We start from the raw sequence: 17,349 nt of genomic DNA on the forward strand, positions 1-17,349 counted from the left end.
CTTCTCTCCTTTTAGTAAAATTTACATCTTCAAATTCATTTATGGCTTTTTTATATTTTTAACCAATTGTATAAAAACCTTCCTTTTTATAACTAAAATAACAAGTAAAATTAATAGTAATAGTAATCTTATTAAATTATAGTTGTATAGAAGTGTTATCACTATTGTAGAAACTAACAATATCATACTAAATATCAAAATAAATTTTCTATCAACTGGTTGCTCTAAGCCAATATTTTCTTTACAAACTTTATTCATGAAAAAATAATGGAGCATAGAAAACAAAATATAACTAAATAATGTAGTATATCCACAAGCTATATATCCAAATATTTCTATTGCGAAATAATTCAAAACAATATTTACCAATGCGCAAATAACAGAAACTACTGCAATATATCTTGTCTCTCCATAATACGATTCTATATCTGTGAAAATATTGTATAAAAACATAAAATAGACACTTAAAGTAACTGAAGGTATGATCCATATTGCGTCATAATACTCAGGGTTAAATAATAATTTCATAACTTCTGGTGCTACTAAAATAAATGCTAATACTACAACTCCCATAAAAATAAGCAAAACATTGGATACATTTTTCACATCACTATAGTTCTTATCTTCTAATTTCTGATACCTCCATGGTTTAAATGATTGGTTAATTGATACTTGAAAAATTGATAAAACACTTGCTAAACTATATGCAACTGAATAGATAGCTGTTTCAGACGTTCCTACCATACTACCAATCATAATTCTATCGGCTTGTCCCAATACTAAATATGACAATGAATGAAATACTAAAGGAATTTGAAAACGCAACAAATACTTCCAATAAAAAATAACCTCCTCCTTATTTTTTATTATATTTCTTACATTAATATTCTTTAAGTAGAATGGAAGACAAAATAGAATTTCCATCCATAACATAGATGTTACTTTCATATATGCTGTACTTTCAATAAAAGTTACAGCAGCCATTGATGCTCCCACTGTTAAAATAGCAAATAAAACAGTCACTATTACGGATTGCTTATACTCATAATAAAATCGTTTTCTCGTCAACCAAGCATTATACGCGGGTTGTAGTATTAAATAACCAAACATTACCGAAAAAACATTAAAAGGGATTCCTGTTAGCTTCACTATCTGATCAGAAAACAAAAGAAATATCACAAGAAATATCATTGTGAGTGACGTAGACAACAATTGCATTGATTGTGTAAACAGAGGAATATCTTCCTTAAATTTTAATACACCTCTTTGATATGCACCTAACGAAAGTTCAAATGTTGCAAGTATAATAAATATTTGCTCATATGAGTAATATAAGCTTGCAACTCCATATTCACTAGTTGATAACATTCTAGTAAATATCGGAACTGTAATGAAACTTATTCCTTTTAGAATAAAATTACATATTGTAAACCAAAAAACCGCTTTTACTGGTAAAGATAAATTATTATATTTTTTTAATAAACCTTTTAAATTCATTGATTATCTCCTTATATAAATCTCTTTATCCATTGATTAAACTCATAATAATCAACTATTTTTTTGTCAATTTTACGATAATCAGATGATAAGAAGTCTGATAATTTTCCTATGTCATCTTCTCCTAAAATAAAAATGTTTGTTTTATCATAAAAATCATATCCTTTGATGCTTTTATTATTTGTAATAATTTTCTTTTCAAAAAATAATGACTCCATGAACCGAAGAGTTAATCCTTCCTGATAAGAATTCGTAATATCCAAAATACATTTACTTTTATCTACCAATTCTAAATACGTATTATAATCAATAAAATCTTTTTGGCTTTCTATAACACAAAATAATGTTTTCAATCTCAAATTATCACATGATTTTTGAAAATCACATATTTGCTCTTTCCTCTGCTTAGTTGTTCCCAAAAAAACTATATCATATTCTATATTTTCATGATCTAATGTAATATTCTTTGAATATGTTGTAGAATTATAATTAATCCCATATTTTTTTACATCATTTTTATCAAATGACCAAAATCTGTCAATATTTTTATCATTTAATAAGTATTTTTTTTCATTACTTATTGTATTAAACAAATACAAATGGATAATACATTTGGGATTCTTCTTCTTTATATAATTGGTAATGACTGGAGAATAACCCGAATCAAAGACTATTACTTTTTCCATATCATTTATATTTCTTTTCCAATTTCCCAAAAATAAAAATTTACCAGGTAATTTGAACTTAAACAACAATTTAAATAAATATAGAAAAAAACCTTTTTTTCTATCAGTAAAACTATTCTCTATATTATAAATGTTGTCAATTCTTGGAAAAAAATACAAATCTTTTTTATATAATAAAATTAAAGTTTTTTTAGCCAATTTAATCTCTCCCTTTATTCATTACATGTTTTCTTCAATATACCATTTTACAAATTTGGCAATACCAGCATCAATTTTCACTTTAGGATTATAGCCCAAAGTCTTTTTAGCATGTGAATAATCACTATAAGTAATATTCACATCCCCTGGTTGCATAGGTAGTTGATTAATTAATGGTTTAATGTTTAATTTTTCACCTATTTCATTTATCAAATCTAAAAGTGTAATTGGGTTACTTCCACCTAAATTAAAAATATCAAATATTTCCTTATTTTTTTGTGAAACATAATCTAGTGCAAGCAAAGTTCCTTCCACTATGTCACTCACAAAAGTGTAATCCCTTGCAGTACTTCCATCACCATACATTGGTATGGGCTTTTTATCAATCATTAATTTAGTGAACTTATTAATAGCCAAATCTGGTCTTTGTCTTGGTCCATAAACTGTGAAGTATCTTAGACATGCTATATTCATTTTAAACAAATGGTGGTATGTATAACACAATAGTTCACCCGCCTTTTTTGTTGCTGCATATGGACTTATTGGTTCATCCACTGAGTCTTTCTCAGAAAATGGTACTTTCTTATTATTTCCATATACTGAAGATGAAGATATAAAAACAAAATTCTTAATCTTACAGTTTTTTGCAATCTCTAAAAGATTAGTTAATCCAACCAAATTTACATCCACATAATAATTAGGATTTTCAATAGAAGGACGTACTCCTGCATTTGCTGCAAGAGAAACAATGGAACTTATTTGAGCGTTTTCTTTAAAAACTTTATCTATAAGATCAGAGTCTCTTATATCTCCTTTATACATTTTAAAAATCACATTATTATCTAAAGCAACCTTCTCTATACTTTTTAAATTTTTTTCTTTTAGCTTAGGATCATAGTAATCATTAAAATTATCAATCGAAATAACATCATGTCCCATTGATAAAAGTTTTTCTGAAAGATGGGAGCCAACAAACCCTGCTGCACCAGTAACTAAAATCATTTTTCCAATATTTTTATACATATCTATTTTCCTCCCAATATATTATAGTTATTATTAAACTAGATTATAAACAATTAATTCAAAATAAAAGTACATCACTTATAATTCTAACAAATTTATCAAGATAATAACATGTTTTTTTAAATAAACTATCTAAAGCCCTTTAAAAGAAATTAACATGAATTTAAACTTGATATCAATTCTTATATTCTTGTGTTTTTATGAGAAATAATTCTCATATTTGAATTTATAATATTTAATCATTTTCTACTGATTCACATATACAAAACTATTAATTTTATCATAGAGAAATACTTATTTTTGTATACTATCTTCCTTATTTTTCAACTTAATAAACTTATTGAATACAATTACAATAATCACAAAATAAAAAACTGTATAAATTGTTGTTAAACTTAAATAATTAGTCATTATTCTTTCTTCAATTGAAGCAGAAAAAATCGGATAAAAAAAGTTAGCATATAAAATCAAACCTAAACCTGCATATTTACTGTTTACAAGCACTTTTAAGAAAAAACCATATATAAGTCCTGTTATAAATTGTATAAAAAATAAACCTGTGTAAGAATAATCTTGTATATACCTACGAAGAGGAGTGAAAATATTAGTTCTAACATTTTCACCAATTTGAACATGCTCAAAAAAGTATTCATTATAGATTGGAACGTCAAATCCGAATTTTCCAATTCCTGCATAAAATAACCTTAATGTACTCTCACCAAAAAATGCGCTAGTAGTCGGATCTAATAACCATTGATTTAATGCCAGAATAGAACTTCCTGTATAAATTAGCAATGAATTTATTATTCCTAATGATTGTGTCTTTCCAGTAAATAGGCCCAAGAAGGTAAACACAACAACCAATATAACAGCACCTACTGCACCAAATTTCAAAATACGAAAGTTACTTTTTTTAGTATTAACTTCTTCCTTTCGTATGATAATCATATATATGATTAATACAAAAGATACAAATGCAATCATATTAGCTCTTTGTGTTGATAAAATCAAATCAAAGAAATAGATTATAATTGGAATAAAATAGAGCAGATTATATCTGTTGAAATTTTTTTTCACTACATTAAACACTATTGCATAGGCAAAATAATATGCAATACATCTTGATAATAGAACTCCTTGGTTAATTATAATTCCCATATCTGAATCAATATCTACTGAATTATATGCTACTCTTGCATAATATATCATTTTAGAAATACCCTCAGTATTGCCTGCTTTAATTGATAAATTCCATATGCAATATAAATAGTAAACTGTGATGATTAACATAAAAGAACAAACAATTAAAACAATGTGTAGTGGGACTTGAATTGAGTCGATATCAACAAATCTATGCGGATTTATTAAATTACTCATCTTATTTTTTATCTTACTTATCAAATTAAGATTAGCATCTTTATTATATGATGATTGTTCTAATTTCTTCTTATTTCTAAATTTATATAATGCCGTTCCGATTAATTCACCTAAAAAAAACATTATGATGCTACTAAGTATTATGACAATTGTTATAGTGCTAATATTAATATCCCAATTATTGAAATTAAGAAGCACCGCCAATGTGGACATTATATACATACATACTGTAAATAATGATGGAGATAAAATGTCTTTATCATTTTTTTTGAAAATAATAAATAATAGAATTAGCAACCCTAACAATAACACTATTGTTCCCATATATTAACCTCCATGATTATATCTTCTAAAATTTCCATCAACTGCTATATTTTCTCCTAGGCATCCAATACTATTTATTGAATATCCATCTTTCCAAACAATGTATGGCCATGCAATTTGATCTCTATAGCTTCTCCATTTTAAAAATTCATTCCACCATGATGATAATAACTTAAAGCTATTTTTATTTTTTAAATCTCTAACAATAACACAGCATTCGCACATACCAAAGTTTATTGGCATTCCCTCTGATTGATAGTGTTCAACTTGTTCGTATATGGCTTCATAATTTCCCTTTTTTTGGATTTTACAAGCTTTGGCCTCATTATATATATCACCTCTAGATGAATGATTATACATTGCTAGACCTGTTTCACCATCAACATATTGGAGCATGCTATTTAGATTGCCATATATTTCCAAATTAGCGTCTATATAAATTGTATAATCATAATTTTTAAAATTGTTACTCCCAAGCATTTTAAAGTATCTATTTTTTTCAATTGCACTCATTGATTCAATTAATGATTTTTCCTCGTTTGTTAGTTTAACGCAAGTCCAGTCAGAATCATCAGGAACTATTTGATCAGTTATAATAAAAAAATCACAATTATTTGGTTTTACATATATATTTCTAATTTGATCATAATTTCCAAACAAAACAGTGTAAACTGCAATTTTTTTATTAGAATCTTTGTGATTATTATTCCCATTTTGAAAGCGATTTATTTTACCTTTTGTTTTTTTTAGTTTCATTAATCGTCTAATCATCTTTAAATTAGAAATTAATTGTTTTTTCTTAATACTGTTTTTCAATAATTTTATATATTTTCCCAGTTTATACTCAGGAGAATCCAGTAATAATAAATATTCTTCATTAACATCTTTTATTGTTTTACTCATACTTCACCTTTTACACGCTTTCTATACAATTTACAATTTTATTAAATATCACTGAATAATGATACTCTTTAAAGAATTTTTTTTCAATGCTTGTCACAAAATAGTTATATTTCTCTTGATTTTCAAGAACTTCTTCAATATAAGTTTTCCATTCTGATTCTTGATTAATTACATAGCCATAATTATCAACAATTTTTTCATTAACTCCAACATTGCTTGCTATTACTGGTTTTTTCATATTCAAATATTGAATAAGTTTAAATCCACATTTTCCCTTATTATAATCATTACTCTTTAAAGGCATAATTCCTATTGTGAACTTACTGATTTCATCTAAATAAGTATCTGCACTCCATTTGACAAAATAACTATTTTTTATTTTAGATAAATAGTCTTTTGGATCATCACTTATATATACGAACTTTATATTTGGATGTCTTTCTATTACTTTATTTATAGGAGTTATAATTAAATCTAAATTATCAATTGTAGAACTACTTCCTAACCATCCAATAATTTTATTATTATATGTATCACTATAATATGGCTCATATTTTCTTGTATCATCAACAGTAGGAATAATAATAGTGTTTTCGTTAACTTCTACATAATGTCTATATAGTGTATTATTTCCCACTATTACTGCATCACTTAAAATTGCTATATTATCAGATGAATCCTTTTTATCTAAATAAACTGCGTCATCTACATCAAAAATAATTTTGCACTTTCGTTTTTTTAACTTCTTTATTAAATTCAATTTCATTTTAGGTAAACACGCCTTTTGAAAAATGACTACATTACATTTAGGAGCTATAAAGAGTAATTGAAATATTCTTCTAATTATATTAAATAAATACATTGCTGTTATTTGAACTAAATATTTCTTTTTCTGATGCATGTATTTAGTTACATATGTATTATTCCAAAAATAGAACCACTTAACGTCATATATTTCATTTAAATCATCTTCGAAAATATATGAACGATATTTAGAAGATGCCCCATTTTTATCGTATAATGTGAAATAGCAAATTTTTTTCATAATAATGTACCTTTTTAAACCTTTTTAATCTCATTCATATATTTATCAACTACAATTTTTCTATCGAATAGTTTTTCCATTCTTTTTCTACCATTAATTCCCATTTCAATTCTATGTTTTTTATCAAGTGATAAATATTTCTCTACCTTTTCTATTAATTGTTTAGAGTTTTTGGGCTCAAATAAAAAACCATTTATCTGATCGTCAATTACATTTCTTGACCCATTTATATCACTAGCAATACAAACCCTTCCCATTGCAGCACTTTCCATCAACACATTTGGAACTCCTTCTCCACCATGAGATGGTAAAATAATACATTCACACTTTTTGATATATTTTGATACATTGTCAATAAAACCCAAGTACTCTATTATCTCTTTATTTTTATACTGATCAATTATTTTGGTGTATTTTTCTTCTTCAATCCACCCAGCTACATAAAATGTTGTATTTTCATATTTTCCTTTGATATATTCAGCACATTCCAAATACTCATCAATTCCTTTAAGTTCTAATACACGACCCACAAAAATAAAAGATATATTACTATTGTCTGGAAAATCATTATATTTATAATTATCTAAATTAACCCCTGATCCTGGTAATAATTCCCAGTTACTTCTAATCATTTTATTCTCAACAAAAAAATCTTTATCACCATCATTCTGAAAATATACTTTATAACTTTTCTTTACTGATCTTCTATATAACCATTTAATCAATTTAGCTTTAAAATCATTATTTAGAAAGGTTCCTCCAGTTCCAGTAATATTACATATTTGCTTGATTCCTAACATATTGCATGCGATTGCACCATAAATATTTGGTTTCACCGCAAAAGATAAAACAATATCTGGATCTATATCTTTTAGAATGGTACGATAAAAAGAAATAAGTCTTATATCCTTAATAGGATTCATTCCTCTTCTATCAATATCTCTTTCAATAACAGAAAATCCTAATTCATGAAAGAAATCATTTTTTTCATCTGGTGGAGTAACAATATAAACATCACAATCCGTTTTTGACAAATCCTCTAAAAGTTCTTTACGTACCCCATAAAGAGCAATTGAGTGATTTGTCAAAAATACTATTTTATTTCTATTCATGGATTATCCTCTTCTTTCATAGCATATTTTAAATCTCTTACTGAATGGAACAGTATGAAACCTTAATTAACATCAATATTCTTATATCTCTCTTTTAATTCAATAAAATTAAAATCCATATCATAATATAGATTACCAAAGACTTTAGAGAAAAACTTATTTCTTCCTACCATAATACGTATTAATGGATTAAAGATACTAACAAAAAAAATATGTTTCTCTTTTTTTTCTGCATATTCTTTGATTACATTAGAAGTACAAAAGAACTCATTGTTTTGCGGAAAATAAATTTTGCTCATTTGCTCGTCAAAAATAGAAAAAACAAATTCACATAATCTATCTATTGTGATTGCACTACGCATGTTTTTTTGTGTTGGAAAAATAGGTATTTTATCAACTATTTTGAATAGTTTAGTCAAATTCCCTGGGCTATCTTCTCCATATACCATTGGAGGGCGTAAAACAGAAACAACAAAATCATCACTAGCTAGGGAAGCTAGTTTTTTTTCTGCATTAAATTTACTAACTCCATAATATGTATTTGGCAATTCACGTGTTTTTTCATTTATTGCAGTTCCATAACTATTTAGTCCGTAAACACTCATTGAACTCATAAAAATAAATTGTTTCACTCCAACCCTTTTTGCAATCTCAGCAATATTAAATGTTAATTCACAATTCACTTTATTATAAAGATCTTTATTCTCATCATTTTCTTTTTGATGAGCAATTCCTGATACATAAAATATAATTTCATATGGTGAAAAATCAAAATCTTTCCAACTATCATTTAAAGTATCTAGTTCCTTAACAATATATTCTTTACCTTTTGCATTTAAATAGTTCAAAACCGATAGTCCTATGTAACTATTTTTCCCAACAATTAGTACTCGTCTCATTCTTGTTCCCCTTCCACAACACCATCGCTTTTAACAACAGAGAAAATCGTTTTAAAGAATATTTTACAATCTCTTAAAAAAGTGATTTTTTTAGTATAGTCTCCATCCAATTTTGCTTTGATAGAAATTTCTAATTCATCTCTACCACTTATCTGAGCCAACCCAGTAAGACCGGGTTTGATATTATTTGCTCCATATTTATCCCTTTCCTCTATTAAATCGTCCTGATTCCATAATGCAGGTCTTGGTCCTATAATCGACATATCCCCTTTTATTATGTTAATTATTTGAGGCAATTCATCCAGACTAGACTTTCTTAAAAATTTCCCGATTTTTGTAATATAATAATCGGGATTTTGCAGTAAATGAGTAGGCGCATCTTTTGGAGTATCAACTCTCATTGTTCTGAATTTATAGATTTTAAAAATTTTCTTATTTTTTCCTATTCGATTTTGTGTAAAAAACACAGGGCCTGGTGAACTTAACTTTATCATAATGGCAATAATAATAAATACTAAAAATAATAAAATCATCGCAATAAAAGAAAGAACATAGTCTATAAATGATTTTATAAAGTATCTATACATTATTCTCTCCCTCCATATCCATATGTATGTAATCTAATAATTGTTTCTTAATATTTGATGTATTATCTGTAGAAGAAATTAGACTATTTAGACCCTTCAAAACAGCATCTATTTTTTTCAAACTAATATCCTTCGATTTATTAAGAAAAATTAAATTATTTTTCGTTTTAGAAGTCATTTCATCATCAAGCCTTAATTCTTCAAACATTTTTTCACCTGGACGTAAACCAATTTCCTTAATTTCAATTTCTTTATATGGAATGAACCCTGATAATTTAATTAAGTTTTCTGCTAAATCAATTATTTTAACTGGCTCTCCCATATCCAAAACAAATATTTCCCCACAATTTGCGTAAAACCCTGCTTGTAATACTAATTGCGAAGCCTCTGGAATAGTCATGAAATAACGAGTGATTCTCTTATCTGTAATTGTTATAGGGCCTCCTTCTTCGATTTGTTTCTTAAAAATAGGAATGACTGATCCGTTTGAACCTAATACATTACCAAAACGAACGGCAGCCATCTTCGTCACTCCATTTTTTCCATTTGCTTGGAGTAAAAGTTCTGTCATTCTTTTTGTTGCCCCCATCACATTAGTTGGATTTACGGCTTTATCTGTACTAATTAATATAAATCTCTTTACCTTATTTTCTATACATGCTTGAATAACATTATTTGTACCAAAAACATTATTTTTTATTGCTTCTTTTGGTTTAGTTTCCATTAAAGGAACATGTTTATGTGCTGCGGCATGATAAACCACATCTGGTAGTTCATTTCTCATAATTTCATCTATTGAATCTCTATCTCTAATTGATGCAATAAATGACACAATTTCAATATCTGTACTTATTTTATTATGAATTTTTTTTCTATTAAATTCTTGTTCTAACATATATAATGCATTTTCATTAATATCAACCAAAATTAATTTTCTTGGTTTGAATCTTGTGATTTGTCTACATAGCTCAGACCCAATTGATCCTCCAGCACCAGTTACACAAATAGTATTTCCTTCTATGTATGACTTTATCTCCTCTTGTTCAAGTTTGACCTCTCCACGCCCTAGTAAATCTTCTATTCTTATGTCTTGAACTGGTAAAGAACGATCAAAACTTTCCTCATCTAAAACGCTTGTCATATTCATCATTTTCACTTCAACATCTTCTTTTTCACATATATTAGTAATTGTCATCAATTCTGTTCTTGTTGCACTTGGAATTGCAATTAATACAGCCTCAATATTGTAATTTTCAATAATTTCATGAATATCGTTGATTGTCCCAAGAATTGGTTTTCCAGCTATCAATAAATTCTTTTTAACATCATCAATGAAACCAAGAACATTATATTCCAATTTAGGATTTTGGATTAACTCTTTAAATAAAAGGTTACCTCCATCTCCGGCTCCTATTATAATAGTATTTTTACTATTTTCTGAAGCTCTTTTAGATGTATAACTTCTATATATTCTATAAATTGTTCTAAATGTAAACATAAATAATAAGGCAAGGATTCCTGCAATTATCTCTAAACTAAGTAACGACATGTCTTTCCGTATAATTAACGTCCCAATTACAACCAGCATAGTTGCTAAAAGATTCGCTTTTGACAAACTTAATACCTCATTTGTGTTTATATATTTCCATAAACTTTTATGAACCTTAAATATAAGAAATGAAATAATATAAACAATCATGACTATAAGTAAAAATATAACAGCGGTAGAAAAATCAATATCTTTAAACCCATATAATGAAAAATCATCTTTTATCCAATAAGAAAACACATATGAAAATACTACAATCATCATATCAATCATCATTAATAATTTTTCTCTATGTTTTCGATAAAAAATATTTCCAAAAAATTTATCCAGCATGAAAAGCCTCCATATCTACCCTCATATATAATGTTCCGCTTCTTCTATCCTTATCTCCCGTTTACAAATACAATAATTTCTTTCTACTCAAGGTTTATTACTTTTCCATCATAAACATCTTGAATTAATTGTTTAGCCTGATCTACTGTTGCTGTATCAGGATACATTACATAAGCATTAAACCCATTTGCAGGAGTCCAATCCGTTCCTCCTGTTCCCTTTACAGCATAATTAGATATATTCCAACCATTCATTGAATCAATTTGGTCATTGATTAAACCAGTCATTTCATCATTGTTCATATTTGTTTGAAATGAACTTCCTACTGCACTCATAATCCCCATATAATTTGTAATGATTGATGGGGAAATTGCTTTATTAATAATTCCTTTCAACACTACTGTTTGATTTTCAATACGTGCATTGTCTCCACCTGCTAAACTATAACGTTCTCTAGAAAACGCCAAGGCTGAGGCTCCATCTAAATAATTTTCACCAGCAGAAAATGAATATCCTGCTGAAGAAAAAGCATAATCAGATGTAACAGAGATGCCTCCCAAAGCATCTACTATATCTACAACACTTGAAAAATTCACTCGAATGTAATAGTTAATATCAATACCAAAGTATGATTCTACTGATCCAACTGTACACTCTACTCCAAATATACCTGTATGTGTTAGTTTGTCATTTTGCATTCCCTGACATACTTGTGGTATGTAGTAATCACGTGGAATATCAATAAGCAATATTTGATGTGTATTTGGATTCACTACCATAATTTTATTTACATCTGATCTACTCACTGTTGAGATTGCACCATAGGTATCAATACCTGATATATAGACGATAAATGGTTCCTCTGTAACATCAACCCGTTTTGCGATATCAATCGCTTCACTCTCATAACTATATGTCTTTAATATTCTAGTATCTTGAGTAAATGTTTCAGTTTCCTCTTCCATCATTCCTCTCATACCTTCATTTAATATAATTGCATCTACTTCTCCGTTATATAAAGTATCTTTATATTCCGTAACCGATGAGTAGTCTTGTTTATTAATTGGTGACGATACATCATTGTTGATATCATTTACCACAGTATCATTGTAACTAATATCTCCTAATGTGCTAATTCCTACTGTTTTCCCTGCAACATCTTCTATACTTTCTAAAGGACTGTCTTTCATTACAACTACTGATATTTCAGTTGTATTTGAATCATGAAACATATTCCTTAATAGTGATGTTGTTGAATTAAGATATAAATTTCCAATAATTAAGAATATACTTAATATTACTGATAATATCTTTCCTAAAACTTTTACTGACTTGTTTGTTTTCTTGCTGTATTGGATCCACCAAATAAAGAAACCAAACAAAGCAAGTATGGCAGTTACAACTACTATATATTTAACTGGTAATAATTTTGAAATAAAAAGTTGAATTAAAAAGAAAACTGCTAGTAATCCATATATTCCAACAAAATATGTTCTTATATCTTTCAATATTTTTTTTACCATATTTTTTCTCCCATCATACTGATTCTATACGTTATCATAAACATATAGATTTTATCATTTTTTCACTCATTATACAAGAAACCTCTATATAATATAAGTGTATATTTTCTTCATTATATGTGCTTCAATTTCAAGATTGCACGCCTATTATCATATTTTACTCTTAACGTAATGTCAAGGCTTGAATGATATATTCATTTGTTGCAATCATTTCATTTTCATCATATAATTAGAAACATTAAGCAAGTGAGGACATATTATGCGTGAATATATCAAGAATATAAAATACATAAGAATCATATCAATCATCTTCGTACTCATATGGATGTATGTTATTTTCCGCTTCTCAGCATCTTCAGGAACTGAATCATCTAGTATGAGTGGCTGGGTAGTTGATTTCTTCTACAAAATCATTGAATTATTCACTGGTAAGAATCTTCAGGCATCACTATCCGCAGAACACTTAGCTACCGTACACTTACTGATTCGCAAACTTGCACATATGTTTATCTACTTTGTGTTAAGCATCAGTGTTATGGTAACGCTGTTTACATTTCCACTTAAGTTATTCACTAGATCACTGTTTTCTGTTCTTATCTGCTTTGCATATGCATGTACAGACGAATTCCATCAACTGTTTGTTGCTGGAAGAGGTGGAGCATTTACTGATGTCTTGGTTGATACATCAGGAGCAATCCTCGGTGTCATCTTCTCACTTATTCTCTATTGTGTAATATATACAATATTCTTTAAATACTATCATAAGAAACATAAAATGGTTGAGGTGCAATAAATAGCGCCCCAACCATTTTTTTATACTTTACTATCTCTCATTAACTGTTTACGATCATAAGGTGTTAAACCTTTTTTACGTACACGAATATCATCTGGGGTTACTTCTACTAATTCATCATCATTAATAAACTCTAGCGCTTCTTCTAGTGTTAGTATCTTTGCAGGAACTAACTTCATTGCATCATCATTTCCACTTGAACGAATGGCAGTCAATTTCTTATTCTTGATTGGATTTACTTCCATATCAAGGTTTCTTGAACTTTGACCAATAATCATTCCTTCATATACAGGTGTTTGTGGAGTAATAAACAATTGTCCACGTTCTTGGATATTCCATAATGCATATGTCATAGCCTTACCTGTTTCTGTTGAAATAAGTGCACCGTTCGTACGTTGCATGATTTCGCCCTTAAATTCTTCAAATCCATGAACTCTACGAACAAGTGTACCTTCACCATGTGTATCGTTAATAAACTCACTACGATACCCTAAAAGACCTCTGGTAGGTGCATGGAAAATAATTTTAGAATAGTTATTTTCTTCATTTAAATCAACCATAACACCTTTTCTTTGGTTTAACTTGTTGATTACAGTACCTGCATACTCACTTGGAGTAAGTGCAATTACTTCTTCCACGGGTTCCACTAACATTCCACTCTCGTCTCTGTGCATGATTACTTCTGGCTTGCTGACTGCAATCTCGTAACCTTCACGACGCATGTTTTCTAATAATATTGAAATATGAAGCTCTCCACGACCACTAACTTTAAACATATCAGCACTCTCTGTAGGATCAACACGTAATCCTACATTTACTTCTAATTCTTTTTCTAAACGTTCTTTAATGTTACGACTGGTAACATACTTTCCACTTTGACCAGCAAATGGACTCTTATTAACAATAAAGTTCATTGATAATGTCGGTTCTTCTATTTTAATCATCTCTAATGCTAGAAGATGATCACGGTCCTGACATAATGTTTCTCCAATACTGATATCATTAATACCAGAGATTACAACAATTTCTCCACTACCTGCTTCTTTTACTCTTGTCTTAGCTAATCCACGATAGATTGATAACTGCGATACACTCGCATTTCTAACATTCCCCAATGAATCACAAACAACAAGTGATTGTCCTTCTTTGATTACCCCTTGGTATACCCGACCAATAGCTAAACGACCAACATATTCATCATAAGCTAATGCACTTACTTGCATCTGTAATGGTTCGTTATCTAAATCTGGATAAACTTCACAGTGTTTTACAATTGTTTCAAACAATGGCTCAATGTTTTCACTTGGTGTATTTAAATCATATTGAACAATCCCCTGTTTCGCAATTCCATAAAGAATTGGAAAATCAAGTTGTTCTTCATTTGCATTTAAATCCAAGAATAACTCATATACCAAATCAACAACTTCTTCTGCACGTTGATCTTTTTTATCTATCTTATTAATCAGTAAGATTGGACGAAGTCCCATCTCTAATGATTTCTGTAATACGAATCTCGTCTGTGGCATTGGACCTTCACTTGAGTCAACAAGCAAGATAACTGTATCCACAGTTTTTATAATACGTTCTACTTCACTTGAGAAATCAGCATGTCCTGGAGTATCCACAATATTAATTTTAATATCATTGTACATGATACTACAGTTTTTAGAATATATTGTAATCCCACGTTCTCTTTCTAAATCATTGGAGTCCATTACTTGATCTACGATATCTTCATTACTTCGGAATACTCCACTCTGATTCAAAAATGCATCAACCAGTGTACTTTTACCAGCATCAACATGGGCAATTACTGCTAAATTTATTATTTTTTCACGTTTCATATATTCTCCTTTTTACATACTTTATCTATATTATACCTATTTAGGCATAAATTCTAGTTTTTTTTGCATTTTATATGTATAATGAATTCATGAGAAAGATAAGAAAAGTTTACAAATTACAGTATAAGCGTTTAATAGTTTTACTTGGCTTGGTAGTTATGATGCTTGTTGGAGTAATAGCTGGTGGGGTGTTCATCGCTAATCAGATGACTCCTGAAGAAAAAAAACCAGTCGCTGTTTACACAAAGCATACAGCATTAAGGAATGAGGAAAGGCAAACAGCAGCACAAATAACAGATCAGTATTTCCCTAATGGAAAGAAACCACCAGAACCAAAAGTACCAATAAAAACCGATCGTAAGATTATAGCATTAACGTTCGATGATGGACCTGGTAATAACAGTACTCAACGTATTTTAGATTCTTTAGAAAAACATAATGTAAAGGCAACTTTTTTTGTGTTAGGTTCAAAAGTTGAGCAGAATCCAGATATGTTGAAACAGATACATGATGAAGGTCACGAAATAGGTAATCACTCCTATAATCATCCTGACCTAACAAAATTAACACACGAAGAGATGATGAGTCAGATTACAAATACAAATCAATTAATCAAAGATAATACAGGAGAAACGCCAAAGTATCTACGTCCTCCTTATGGTGCATTCACTCCTGATATTGAACTATCATCAGGAATGACTGTTATATTATGGAATGTCGATAGCAATGACTGGAGACTTCGTGATGGACCTAAGACAAAAGACTTTGTCTTGCAACACTTGCAACCACAAAGTGTAATTCTATTCCATGATATTTATGAAAGCAGTGCAGATACAGTAGAACATTTAATACCTGCTTTAAAGGAGCAGGGCTATGAGTTTGTTACGATGAGTGAATATCTTGAAATCATGGGGTTAGACTAATGCTATTTGAAGGTAATATATCCGTAAAGGCTGCACTACTATCACCTTTTCGTGAGGTAACTAAAATTTTAGTAGATCAAGATAAAAAAGATCGAGATACCAATTACATATTAAGAAAAGCAAATGAGCAGAATATTCCTATTGAATATACAACTAGAGAATCAATTGATGAAATTACTACTGGTAAAACGCATGGAGGTTTAGTTGCCTATATAGAAGATAGAACCTATCAGAACATAGAAGATTATACTAAAAACTCCACATTCTTTGCAGTAGTTGAAGGTATTGAAGATCCTTATAACTTTGGATATGTACTACGCAGTTTATATGCTGCAGGATGTAATGCAGTAATAACTAGCAATCGAAATTGGAGTAACGCTGCAAATGTTGTCGCAAAGGCAAGTGCAGGAGCAAGTGAGTATCTTCCTCACATCTGCACAGAACACTTCAGTGAGACGTTATCCACTTTAAAGGAAAACAATATTCAAATCATCTGTTCAATGCGTGATGATAGTGCTATAGAGTTATATGACTATGATTTTACTCAACCTGTATGCATTTGTATTGGTGGTGAAAAAAGAGGATTATCAAAAGATATTCTTCAAGCATCTGATCAAAATGTATATATACCCTATAACTCTGATTTCAGAAATGCATTAAATGCAGTGAGCGCCACAACAATTCTGGCGTTTGAAATTGTAAGGCAAAGAAAAGCATAGAAATGGTTTCATTA

The 17,349-nt window shown here is 29.0% G+C and carries 15 protein-coding genes; 3 read left to right on the forward strand and 12 right to left on the reverse strand.

Annotated features, from left to right (window positions below; genetic code table 11):
• Nucleotides 1-39: 39 nt before the first annotated feature.
• The 11 genes from J2S15_RS02715 to J2S15_RS02765 all read right to left on the reverse strand — a co-directional run bounded on the left by J2S15_RS02715 (nt 40) and on the right by J2S15_RS02765 (nt 13,056).
• A complete protein-coding gene (locus J2S15_RS02715; RefSeq protein WP_307405233.1) occupies nt 40-1,497 on the reverse strand; it encodes a lipopolysaccharide biosynthesis protein in 1,458 nt (485 codons plus the stop codon).
• Nucleotides 1,498-1,508: 11 nt separating this feature from the next.
• On the reverse strand, nt 1,509-2,381 hold the full coding sequence (locus tag J2S15_RS02720) for a WaaS/CpsH family glycosyltransferase (protein ID WP_307405235.1): 873 nt from the start codon (nt 2,379-2,381) through the stop codon (nt 1,509-1,511).
• A 21-nt stretch (nt 2,382-2,402) separates the two neighbouring features.
• Nucleotides 2,403-3,404, reverse strand: a complete 1,002-nt coding sequence (locus J2S15_RS02725; protein ID WP_307405237.1) for an SDR family NAD(P)-dependent oxidoreductase — start codon at nt 3,402-3,404, stop codon at nt 2,403-2,405.
• 294 nt (nt 3,405-3,698) lie between these two features.
• On the reverse strand, nt 3,699-5,105 hold the full coding sequence (locus tag J2S15_RS02730) for an O-antigen polymerase (protein ID WP_307405239.1): 1,407 nt from the start codon (nt 5,103-5,105) through the stop codon (nt 3,699-3,701).
• Nucleotides 5,106-5,108: 3 nt separating this feature from the next.
• Nucleotides 5,109-6,008, reverse strand: a complete 900-nt coding sequence (locus J2S15_RS02735; RefSeq protein WP_307405241.1) for a glycosyltransferase domain-containing protein — start codon at nt 6,006-6,008, stop codon at nt 5,109-5,111.
• 10 nt (nt 6,009-6,018) lie between these two features.
• Complete coding sequence (locus J2S15_RS02740) at nt 6,019-7,053, reverse strand: glycosyltransferase (protein WP_307405243.1); 1,035 nt, start codon at nt 7,051-7,053, stop codon at nt 6,019-6,021.
• Between the two features lie 14 nt (nt 7,054-7,067).
• Nucleotides 7,068-8,165 (reverse strand): glycosyltransferase family 4 protein, encoded by a 1,098-nt coding sequence (locus J2S15_RS02745; RefSeq protein ID WP_307405246.1) that lies wholly within the window; start codon nt 8,163-8,165, stop codon nt 7,068-7,070.
• 62 nt (nt 8,166-8,227) lie between these two features.
• Complete coding sequence (locus J2S15_RS02750; RefSeq protein WP_307405247.1) at nt 8,228-9,013, reverse strand: NAD-dependent epimerase/dehydratase family protein; 786 nt, start codon at nt 9,011-9,013, stop codon at nt 8,228-8,230.
• 47 nt (nt 9,014-9,060) lie between these two features.
• Nucleotides 9,061-9,651, reverse strand: a complete 591-nt coding sequence (locus J2S15_RS02755; protein ID WP_307405249.1) for a sugar transferase — start codon at nt 9,649-9,651, stop codon at nt 9,061-9,063.
• Entirely contained in the window at nt 9,644-11,533 is a 1,890-nt protein-coding gene (locus J2S15_RS02760; RefSeq protein ID WP_307405251.1) for a polysaccharide biosynthesis protein, read from the reverse strand. Before J2S15_RS02760 ends, J2S15_RS02755 begins: the two co-directional genes overlap by 8 nt.
• Nucleotides 11,534-11,616: 83 nt before the next feature.
• The gene (locus J2S15_RS02765; RefSeq protein WP_307405253.1) at nt 11,617-13,056 is read right to left on the reverse strand and encodes an LCP family protein; all 1,440 of its coding nucleotides are present in this window, start codon (nt 13,054-13,056) and stop codon (nt 11,617-11,619) included.
• Nucleotides 13,057-13,315: 259 nt separating this feature from the next.
• Here J2S15_RS02765 and J2S15_RS02770 point away from each other — a divergent pair, with 259 nt between their 5' ends.
• Nucleotides 13,316-13,849: a VanZ family protein gene (locus tag J2S15_RS02770; RefSeq protein WP_307405255.1), complete on the forward strand. Its 534-nt coding sequence runs from the start codon at nt 13,316-13,318 to the stop codon at nt 13,847-13,849.
• A 20-nt stretch (nt 13,850-13,869) separates the two neighbouring features.
• Here J2S15_RS02770 and typA read toward each other — a convergent pair whose 3' ends face one another.
• On the reverse strand, nt 13,870-15,693 hold the full coding sequence (gene typA, locus J2S15_RS02775) for a translational GTPase TypA (protein ID WP_307405257.1): 1,824 nt from the start codon (nt 15,691-15,693) through the stop codon (nt 13,870-13,872).
• Between the two features lie 89 nt (nt 15,694-15,782).
• Here typA and J2S15_RS02780 point away from each other — a divergent pair, with 89 nt between their 5' ends.
• Nucleotides 15,783-16,616 (forward strand): polysaccharide deacetylase family protein, encoded by an 834-nt coding sequence (locus J2S15_RS02780; RefSeq protein WP_307405259.1) that lies wholly within the window; start codon nt 15,783-15,785, stop codon nt 16,614-16,616.
• Complete coding sequence (locus J2S15_RS02785; protein WP_307405261.1) at nt 16,616-17,335, forward strand: TrmH family RNA methyltransferase; 720 nt, start codon at nt 16,616-16,618, stop codon at nt 17,333-17,335. The genes J2S15_RS02780 and J2S15_RS02785 overlap by 1 nt, the downstream gene beginning before the upstream one ends.
• Nucleotides 17,336-17,349 lie beyond the last annotated feature (14 nt).

Origin of the sequence: Breznakia pachnodae, from assembly GCF_030814225.1 — a bacterium.
Taxonomy (GTDB): Bacteria; Bacillota_I; Bacilli_A; order Erysipelotrichales; family Erysipelotrichaceae; genus Breznakia; species Breznakia pachnodae.

Coding starts and splice junctions, on each gene's coding strand:
- J2S15_RS02715 (WP_307405233.1), bottom strand. CDS start 1,497: ATGAATTTAAAAGGTTTATTAAAAAAATATAATAATTTATCTTTACCA.
- J2S15_RS02725 (WP_307405237.1), bottom strand. CDS start 3,404: ATGTATAAAAATATTGGAAAAATGATTTTAGTTACTGGTGCAGCAGGG.
- J2S15_RS02730 (WP_307405239.1), bottom strand. CDS start 5,105: ATGGGAACAATAGTGTTATTGTTAGGGTTGCTAATTCTATTATTTATT.
- J2S15_RS02735 (WP_307405241.1), bottom strand. CDS start 6,008: ATGAGTAAAACAATAAAAGATGTTAATGAAGAATATTTATTATTACTG.
- J2S15_RS02740 (WP_307405243.1), bottom strand. CDS start 7,053: ATGAAAAAAATTTGCTATTTCACATTATACGATAAAAATGGGGCATCT.
- J2S15_RS02745 (WP_307405246.1), bottom strand. CDS start 8,165: ATGAATAGAAATAAAATAGTATTTTTGACAAATCACTCAATTGCTCTT.
- J2S15_RS02755 (WP_307405249.1), bottom strand. CDS start 9,651: ATGTATAGATACTTTATAAAATCATTTATAGACTATGTTCTTTCTTTT.
- J2S15_RS02760 (WP_307405251.1), bottom strand. CDS start 11,533: ATGCTGGATAAATTTTTTGGAAATATTTTTTATCGAAAACATAGAGAA.
- J2S15_RS02765 (WP_307405253.1), bottom strand. CDS start 13,056: ATGGTAAAAAAAATATTGAAAGATATAAGAACATATTTTGTTGGAATA.
- J2S15_RS02770 (WP_307405255.1), top strand. CDS start 13,316: ATGCGTGAATATATCAAGAATATAAAATACATAAGAATCATATCAATC.
- typA (WP_307405257.1), bottom strand. CDS start 15,693: ATGAAACGTGAAAAAATAATAAATTTAGCAGTAATTGCCCATGTTGAT.
- J2S15_RS02780 (WP_307405259.1), top strand. CDS start 15,783: ATGAGAAAGATAAGAAAAGTTTACAAATTACAGTATAAGCGTTTAATA.
- J2S15_RS02785 (WP_307405261.1), top strand. CDS start 16,616: ATGCTATTTGAAGGTAATATATCCGTAAAGGCTGCACTACTATCACCT.